At 62.1% G+C, this 8,857-nt stretch carries 6 protein-coding genes; 4 read left to right on the forward strand and 2 right to left on the reverse strand.

The window, feature by feature from the left end:
- Positions 1–284 precede the first annotated feature (284 nt).
- Both K6117_RS11410 and K6117_RS11415 read left to right on the forward strand, forming a co-directional pair.
- Positions 285–4,385: an NACHT domain-containing protein gene (locus K6117_RS11410; protein WP_221795083.1), complete on the forward strand. Its 4,101-nt coding sequence runs from the start codon at positions 285–287 to the stop codon at positions 4,383–4,385.
- Positions 4,386–4,490: 105 nt separating this feature from the next.
- On the forward strand, positions 4,491–6,563 hold the full coding sequence (locus tag K6117_RS11415; RefSeq protein WP_221795085.1) for a DUF4238 domain-containing protein: 2,073 nt from the start codon (positions 4,491–4,493) through the stop codon (positions 6,561–6,563).
- Between the two features lie 210 nt (positions 6,564–6,773).
- On the opposite strand, the gene K6117_RS11420 is transcribed toward K6117_RS11415, so the two are convergent.
- Positions 6,774–6,977: a helix-turn-helix domain-containing protein gene (locus tag K6117_RS11420; RefSeq protein WP_221795087.1), complete on the reverse strand. Its 204-nt coding sequence runs from the start codon at positions 6,975–6,977 to the stop codon at positions 6,774–6,776.
- A 125-nt stretch (positions 6,978–7,102) separates the two neighbouring features.
- On the opposite strand from K6117_RS11420, the gene K6117_RS11425 reads away from it, so the two are divergent.
- Positions 7,103–7,939 carry a hypothetical protein gene (locus K6117_RS11425; RefSeq protein ID WP_221795089.1) on the forward strand — a complete coding sequence of 279 codons (837 nt, stop codon included), beginning with the start codon at positions 7,103–7,105 and terminating at the stop codon, positions 7,937–7,939.
- Between the two features lie 96 nt (positions 7,940–8,035).
- Positions 8,036–8,536 (forward strand): zinc ribbon domain-containing protein, encoded by a 501-nt coding sequence (locus K6117_RS11430; protein WP_221795091.1) that lies wholly within the window; start codon positions 8,036–8,038, stop codon positions 8,534–8,536.
- A 19-nt stretch (positions 8,537–8,555) separates the two neighbouring features.
- Here the strand turns inward: K6117_RS11430 and terL are convergent.
- Positions 8,556–8,857: phage terminase large subunit (gene terL, locus K6117_RS11435; protein WP_221795093.1), on the reverse strand; the 302-nt coding region annotated here is incomplete at its 5' end.

The raw sequence follows: 8,857 nt of genomic DNA on the forward strand, positions 1-8,857 counted from the left end.
CGAGCATCTGGTTTACAGCGAGATGCCGATGACCGAACGACGATAACTTCAACCGGCGCACCGCGAGGGCCGGTTCTAGTTCCAAGAAGTGGAGCCCCAGCAGCCGTCCGTAATTTCGCGGTTCGGGTGTTTTTGTAGGCACGTCCTTACGGCTATGTTGCCGAGCGAAAGGGAGTGAATGACGACGATAATCGGATCGAGTGCCGGGGTTGATCGAGCGGTGCTTCGGCGTCCGCTCGCTTCATGGGGCCCCCGCACAACTATCGGGCCAGGGAGTGCCTGACATGGTGCCCGTGACCACATCAGCCCCGTCTCACGATCTAGTGGAAGACTTCGGCCTATCGTCGGTGCCCTCCTATTTCCCGCGCAGGCTCGCGATCAACGATAAGACGCTTCTCGAAAACTGGGTCGATGAAACCGGGCTACTCGCGCTTTCTGGCAGCAAGATCGTCCTCGGCGAACCGGGCATGGGCAAGAGCGAGTTGATGTACGAGCTTGGTCGGCGGCTCGGGGTCGAGCTGGTGACCGCGACCCGCTTCATCAATGCCAAGACCCCGGCCAAACTTGTCCCGGCGGGCAAGCCGCTGCTGATCGACGGCCTCGACGAAGCACTGTCGCGACGCGAAGGCGACGCGGTCGACGCAATCCTGGCGCAGCTCGAAGAAGCAGACTTGCCGCCGTTTATCCTGTCGTGCCGCTCGCGCGAATGGCAGACGCGCAGCGTGACGAACCTGCGCCAACTCTATGGCGTCGAACCGAGAATCCTAACGCTCGAATCGTTCGATCGCAGCGAAGCGCACACGTTTCTCGTCGCGCAGTATCCGAGCGCGGATGCCGATCACGTGCTCGAACACCTCGCGAGCCACGGCCTCGAAGAACTTTACCGCAACCCGCTGACGCTCGGCTTGATGGGGCGAGTCGCCGAAACCGACACGCAATTGCCGGCGACGCGCGCGGCTTTGTTCGAGCGTGTCTGCACCCTGATCTGGCCCGAACACGATTCCGATCGGCAGGATGAGGGTCTGGCCCAGCTGACGCAGGACGAAGCACTCGATGCCGCTGGGGCAATCGCCGCCGGACTGTTGTTCGCAGGCGCCGAAGCCGCCAGCGTGGCGGGTGCGGCGCAGGTGCAGCAAGGCGATATCCGGCTCGCCGACCTGGAGACCTTGCCCGATGCTAGGGCCGCCCGAGCGATCTTTTCCTCCAAGCTGTTCCATAGCGTCGGCCCGTCGCGCGCCAAGCCGATCCACCGGGTCATCACCGAATATCTCGGCGCGCGATGGCTCGCGAGTCAGGCGGCGACGCCACGCGCGCAACGACGCGTGCTCGCCCAATTGCATGGCAGCGGCGGTGTTCCGGCGAGCCTGCGCGGGCTTCATGCCTGGATCGCCCATCACAGCCCGATGATGGCCGTGCGGGTGATCACCGAAGACCCCTATGGCGTGCTGCGCTACGGCGAAACCGCGGCCCTTACGCCGCATCTCTCGGATTGCCTGTTCGAGGCGTTGTGCCGGCTCGCCGAGGGCGACCCCTATTTCCGTGCGGCGGACTGGGACAATAAGACTGCAGCCGGGCTGATGATCCCGGCGCTCAAACCCAAGATCAAGGCGATCATCGCCTCGGCAACTAGCAGCGCGCACCTCCGCTCGCTGCTGATCGAAGGGCTTCAGGGCACGCCGCTCGCGGCCGAGCTTGCCGATACGTTGGAAGAGATTGTGTTCGCACCGGAGCGCTTCTATCGCGAGCGCAACGCTGCTGCCGAGGCCTTGCTGCCGCACCGCGACCGTGCCTGGTGGCAGGTGACGATCGCGGTGCTCACCAATCAGGGCGGCGACGATGCGCCGCGGCTCGCGCGTCAGTTGATCCAGCAGATCAATGCCGACGTGTCAGACGATTTACTGGTCACGACCCTGTTCGCCGAAATGGGGGTGACCAGTTTTCCGCTGCCGCGCCGCACGGGACGGCGCGTCCGTACCGCACGCAGCTATGAACGACTGTTCGCCGTGATCCCCTCGGCGCGGCTGGTTGGGGTGCTCAACCTGATCTCCGATTATGCCGATCTGCTGCGCGACGGCAACTGGGAGAATGCCGGCGAGGTCGCCGACATCGTGGCCAATCTCGTCGTTCGTGGGATCGACGAAGGCGTGATCGGACCGGCCGAGGCACCGTCGCTGTGGCGCTGGCTCGGGACGATCGAACAGGCGCACCGTTATCACCGCGACGTCCAGCAGACGCTTGCCGCACGACTTGGGGCGCAGGACGGGTTGCGTCGTGCGGTCCAGGCGCACGCACTGGCGAACGATCACCGCAAGGACAGCCTGTGGGTTACCGAATTCAATCTGCAGCGTCGCCTCGTACAGCTGGTCGGACGGCCTAGCGACATCATCGTCGTGTTCGACCGCCTTGCGCGAGGCGACAACAAGGATCCGGCGCTGCGCCAGGATTGGCAGGATCTGGTGCGCATCGCCTGGGGTCCCGATGGTCTCGATCCCGACGTGCGCGCGGCGGCGGACAAGTTCCGCCGCGGTGACAAGCCGCTCGGCGACGTCCTTCGCAAGCTCCAAAATCCCAAGAAACCCGCGTGGGAGGTCCGTCAGGAGATGGAAGCGGCCAAGCGCGATCGCAAGCGCAAGGTGGAGTTCGAGACCGCACGCCGCAAGCTGGGCAAGGTCCGCGACGATCTGCGCGCGGGCAAATTGTCGGCGCTCCTCCCGTCGGCGCAAGCCTATCTCGACCGGTTCCACGACCTATCAAGCGAGTTGCCGCCGCGTGAGCGGTTGGCGTCCTGGATCGGGCCGGAACTGCGCGACGACGCGCTGATCGGGTTCGAGGAGGTACTGCACCGGCCCGACCTGCCGACGCCGGCTGAGATCGCCGACGGTTTCACGCGCGGCACGATCTACAATTACGGCTTTCCGATCATGGCCGGGCTTTACGAGCGCCTGCGTCGTGGCAAGGGCCTTGAGGACCTGTCCGAGCCGCTCAAACAGGCAGCGTTGCTGCTCAGCCATGACGATCATGGCTGGAATCTCGACGAGGAAAAAGAAGCGCTGCGCGTCGCGCTGGAAGCCGAGGTAATCCCCACACTCGAAGCACGCAATGCATTCGCGCGGCTCTGGATCGAGCCCGCGCTTAAAGCGGGCAACGAGCATGTCGCCGGGCTCTACAAGCTCGCCCACGATCCCGAATGGCAGGCGACCGGGGCGGCGCTCAGCGCCGACTGGTTGACCATGTTTCCCAATGTGCCGGAGTCCGTAGAGGCGGATCTGGTCGATTGCCTGACCTATGGTGGCGCACTCGACGCGCTGCGCGATGTGGCCGAGACGCGCGCCGTGACGGTGTTCCGCAGTTTCGACCATATGCTGTCGTGGCTGGCGATCGACGTGCTGGTCCAGTTCGAGCTGGTGCGGCCTGCTCTCTCCGGGATCGGCGTGAATTACCCCAATTTCATCTGGTTTCTGCGCAACCGGCTACAGTTTGAGCGGCGTGGTGGGATGCTGCCATTGACCGTGGCGCAAGCTGAATGGATCATCAGCGAATTCCGTGACCAATGGCAATATGCAGTGCTCGAAGGCACCGGATCAGGCAATACCAACGATTACGACGCGACCGACTTTCTGCGCTCCCTTATCAGCCGGATCGCCGACGATCCCAGCATGGAGGCAGCTAAGGCAATGGAGCGCCTCATCACCGGGCCGAAGGATAGTTATGCCGAGTTGATCCGGCACATGGCGGTGGAACAACGCCAGAAGCGTGCCGAAGAGAATTTTTCAGCACTCATGCCATCTGATCTCGCCGCACTGCTCCACGATGGCCTTCCGGGCAACATTGAGGACTTAAAGGCGCTGGTGCGCGAAGAGATGGCCATCGCACAGCGCAAGCTCATCGGCGACGATCTGGATTCGGTCGTCGAATTCTGGACTGACAAGGGCGTCCCACGTGACGAGAATCGCTGCCGCGACCGCTTGACTGCGATGATCGGACCCGAGCTTGCCCGGTACGATATCCAGCGGATCACCGAGGCGGACATGCCGCAGACCAAGCGCGCCGACTTGGCGTTTGCGCGCGGCACGATGCAATTGCCGGTTGAGGTCAAAGGCCAGTGGCACAACGAGGTCTGGGACGCCGCTACCGGCCAACTCGACGTCCAATATTTGATCGACTGGCGTTCCGAACAACGCGGCATCTACTGCGTCTTGTGGTTCGGCGATCTACCGTCGGCGACCAACCGGCGACTGAAGGCGCATCCCGATGGTCATCCAGCCCCTGCCAGCGCGGAGGCGATGCGCACCATGCTAATCGAACGGATACCCGGCGCGCGCCGCGCACTCATCGATGTGGTAGTGCTCGACTTCACCGCTGGGAAGCCTCAGGGCCGTGCGTAAGCCAAGCTTGGCACCAGTAGTTATACTCTGCATATGTTGCCCCCCTGAGACTGCTACAATGCGGCAGTCACGGTGTTAACCTGAAAACGAACTTAATGAGGGCCAATGACAGGTAAGCGACAGCATTACGTTCCGCGATTTCTTCAGCGCGGTTTTCTGATCGAACGCGACGACTCTGGAACTGAGGGGGAACGCACTTGGCTGCATCGTCTCTGTGCGCGCGCCCGACCAGTTGGCATCGGTGATGTGGGGGTCGAGGACTTGTTCTACTCGCGCAAGGGCCTACCTGGAGAAGTGACGCTCGACGACGCAATAACCGAATTCGAGAGAGACTTCAGCCGCGACGTGGCGATCCTGCGCGGATCAGCGCCAAGGACCAGCGTCGAGCCAGAGCACGCTGCGAGAACCGTGGTCCATCTTGTCATGCGTACCGCGCACCTGCGCCGCACTATATCCTCGGGCATGGTCAGCATGATGGAGGAGATTGAGGCGCTTTTTACCGATCCGCAGCGGTTTGCGACTATGCTCGGCTTCGCCACCCCCGCCCTGGCCAGTGTCGTTACGGAAGCAATCAGGGACACAGCCCTCAAGCTCGTGCCGGCAGGGTTCCCGCCAGCCTTCAGTGAGCGTTTCCTCACATTCATTATCCGCGAACGTGGAGACGAGCTTGCGGCCAGCGCCGCCACTATGCTCTCCCCCCTCCTTGCGACAGTACTCAATGGTCTCGCGGACATGGTTCGAGATAGCCACAACGAGCTCGTCGCTAAGCCGCTTGATGACCATGGATGGGTGGGAGTCCTGAGCGGTTTCACGTGGTCGATGGAAGGAGCGTCCGATCTCATCCTTCCGGACGCGGTCGCTTTGTCTAGGTCTGCCGATGGGCCGCTCGAGCCGCTTCTATTCACTTGTGGCAGGGACGCCGAGGTGGTTCTTCTTCCGCTAGCACACGATCGCATGCTGGTTGGGCGCCGCGATCCAGCCATAACCGTTGATCTCTCAACATTCAACGCGGCGGCGGCGGCGGCCTGCCAAGGCTTCTTCATAAGCGCGCGGTCGCACGACGAAGATAAACTGTCCTCTGCTATCGGAAGCGGCCCAGCCAAGGCGCTCACCAACGCAATTGCGGAGTCCATCGCGAGAGCGGAGGAGGTGAGGTCGCTTGCGCTTGACCAACTTCCGCCGGCCCAGCCTTGCGAATTCGAGCAGGAGCAGTTCTCCTATAGCGTGACGCTTCATGACTTCGGCGATGACCTGCTGGCGCGCGCGTATGCCGATATCCTCCAGTCGGTCATCAAAGCGCTCACGCGGGACATGCCGCTTCACGATCTGGACGGGATCACGATCGCCGCAGACTACGCGGACGCGCTTGCCACGCTCGACCGTGGCGATCCCAATCTCCCGCCGATGGTAAGTGGCGCGCTGGCCTATGGAACGGGCGCGGCGATGCCGGTGACCGTCAAGCGAAATGGCAAGCGCAAGGAGCATCTCGTCCTAGCAGCATGGATCGCTGCAGGCTGGACCTCGGAAAACCCCGAAGATCGGGCGATGACGCTGCATCTCCTTATTAAGATGCTGGCGGGGATTGCGAACTCGGCGCGCTTCGCCACCCCGGCGAGCTTCAAGCCGGACGAAATGGCGCGCGAATTCCACCTTGCGGTCGCCCGCGCACCTTCGGGGTACTGGAGCGCAAAGCAGGCCGCGTTTGTCGCTCCGGACGAGGGCATTACCTACGCGGACCTCGTACTCGACAGCCTAGAACATGCGCGCGAAGCGGTCAGCGCGGCGCGCATAAACATGACCGACAGCAGCGATGTGGGCGAGGGGTTCAACGTCGCGCTGGAAACCGTCTCTGCCATCCTGTCTCATGCTGCCGATTGGATCGGCCACCGAGACGGCTTGGCACAAGACCAGCCATTCGTGGGCGACGGCCTCAAGGCGAGGCTGGCTCCCTATGGCCTCGACCACTGGCTTGCGCTGTTCGGACGCGACCTTGCCTCGAGCTACACTGACGCCGGCGCGCTCGACTTGTCTGTCGTGACCACCTTGAGCCGGCACGTTGAGCGACTCTTCTGGAGCATCGGTGTGTACTGCTGGCCCGACAATGGGAGCGTCCGGTGCATCATTAGCGATCAGACGCTTGTGCCGGTAGATCTTTCAGTGTCAGTAATGTCCGAGTAAGGGCACGTTGATCCTAATTGCTGACTGTCCGCTGAGATCGGCCCAATTCAAGCTAATCCGATTTAACGATATCACTGTGAACGAACGACGGGTTTCGGGGTGCTGCGCGAAGGGAGCGAATCACCGCTTTTCTGCGAAAAAAGCCGATCCATATGGGTAGCTGATCGAGGTCGGGAGCAGCCCGCGACCTCTATGCTTGTCGCTCCGTCCTCAGTCCAGCAGTTCCCCGGCGGATGTCTGCAGGCAGGTGGCCAGCTTTTCCACAATGGTGATTGTCGGGTTGCGGGCACCGCGCTCGAGGTCGCTGATATAGGTGCGGTGGATGCCGGCCTCGAACGCCAGATGCTCCTGGCTCCATTCCTTCTGGTGACGAAGGCGCCTGAGATTGGCGGCAAGACGAAGTCGGATATCCACGCCTGAGGAGTGCGTGGATGTCGACAATCAATCTACAGACGATCAGTGACAATTGACTTGACTTGTGTGCCCGTATCGAGCGCTATCCATGTTACTTATTGTCTGCAGTGAATCGGATCATGCGCATGGACCAGGAACAGTCGGAAGGTGGCCAGGAGATCGCCCGGGTCGATATATGGCTGGTCATGGCCATTGCCGTCTTCCCGTTCCTGTTCGTGTGGGTGCTGTTGTCGAAGCCCTATAGTGTCGCCATCCGATTGCTGGGATTAACATGGCTGATCCTCGCGGTGTCCGGACTCATCGTGATGCAGGGCCGCAGTCCGGCGCCTCGCGCGGGCGCACCCATGCCACCGGCGTGGCAAACACAGCGTAAGTCACACGCGTTGAAGACCAGTACAGCGGTCCTCAAATCCGACGTGCCGCCAGCCCATACCAATTATCGCGCGGTGCTGGCGAGGGAGGTGGCGAGCCTGAAGCGTGACGGTCGACTGGAACTGGCGGGTGATCCGAAGTCCGCGGTGAAGTTGGCTGCCGCTCTCTTTGTCGCGATGGGCGAGATCTACCAGCAAGGAGAGCTGTTCACGCTGACGGACGAGGACAAGTCCCTGCGTGCCGAATATGCCCGGCGTGCAAGTGCCCTTCAGGCAGAGGCGTTGCCACGCGTGAGGAAACTGCAGGCAAAACTGTACAGCAGAGGCCTCTGGTCAGAGGATATCAGTGTGTCCAGCTTCGGGCCCGGCAGCCGCAATATCCGGTTCACTGGCGGACTGTTCTTTGCCAACCGCAATATCCAGTCCATCCATGAGGATGTTCGCGACACCATGGAGACGCTGCGGTTCAAACGGGCTGATTTCCTCGCCTATCTCGGCGGCAGAGGCGCTACCTATACTTATCGGCCGGTACCGGACACGGCGCTCGTCGTGATCAGGAGCGGCCATTATGCCGTCGTATGGGATCGCTGATCCGGGCGATCCGCCAAGGCTCAGGATCGCGGCATCGCTTCGGAAATGGAAGAGGAAAGCTGGTGCAATGGGCGCCAGATGCAAGGGGGATGACGAATGTGGGATTTACCTTGTCCCGAGTGCAGGAAGGTTATCGCGGCTGAAGCCGCCGTCTGTCCGCACTGTCAGTACGCGTTCAGCGATGCCGAGATCGAGATCCGCAAACGACGGGTGAACACGAAGGCCGGCATCATGGTCGCGCTCATCCTGCTGCCACTGGCCTATTGTACCCTTGTGCCGGACAGCAAGGAGGAGCCTGACCCGGCACAGATTGTCCGGCAGGCAGAGGATCGTCGACTTGGCCAGCATTGCCTGAACGATTGGGATGGCGGCAACAGGAGCCTGATCGAGCAGGTAAAGGCAGTGTTGCGGGACCCCGACTCGTTCGAGCATGCGGCCACCCGCATCGGACCGCTCGACGGGAACGGGAGCCACGCGATCGCCATGCAATACCGTGCCCGCAACGGCTTTGGCGGCATGAATGTCCAGCAGGCGATCGGCATGGTCAACAGCAGTGACTGCAGTGCCACGCTGATCTCGGCGGATATCAGTCGCTGATATCCGCACGAGACTGACTTCAGGTCCGTCGGGGTGCTCCGGCTGGCCGACGCTTGCCCTCTGGGCGTTTGCGAATGCGCGGCGAGATGTCGCCCGAGAACTTCTGCTGGAACCAGTCGAGCGCCTGAGAGGTGCTGTCGACCTGATCGTCATGGCGTCGGTTGGGAAATCCCAGCAGCTCGTCGAGATAGATGGCCAGCCAGGGGGCTTCTCGCGGAAAAAGCACCTTGCCGGTCTCGAACATCACCGAGCGGGCCTGCATACGGGCAAGCTTGTCGATGGTCGGCCGGACCAGCCGCGGCCTGCAATAGCCGGAGCTGC

The sequence above is a fragment of the Alteraquisediminimonas sediminicola genome (assembly GCF_019740335.1).
Classification (GTDB): domain Bacteria; phylum Pseudomonadota; class Alphaproteobacteria; order Sphingomonadales; family Sphingomonadaceae; genus Alteraquisediminimonas; species Alteraquisediminimonas sediminicola.

Excerpts from the sequence above, each read along its gene's own strand:
- K6117_RS11410 (WP_221795083.1), top strand. The coding sequence starts at position 285 with ATGGTGCCCGTGACCACATCAGCCCCGTCTCACGATCTAGTGGAAGAC.
- K6117_RS11415 (WP_221795085.1), top strand. The coding sequence starts at position 4,491 with ATGACAGGTAAGCGACAGCATTACGTTCCGCGATTTCTTCAGCGCGGT.
- K6117_RS11425 (WP_221795089.1), top strand. The coding sequence starts at position 7,103 with ATGGACCAGGAACAGTCGGAAGGTGGCCAGGAGATCGCCCGGGTCGAT.
- K6117_RS11430 (WP_221795091.1), top strand. The coding sequence starts at position 8,036 with ATGTGGGATTTACCTTGTCCCGAGTGCAGGAAGGTTATCGCGGCTGAA.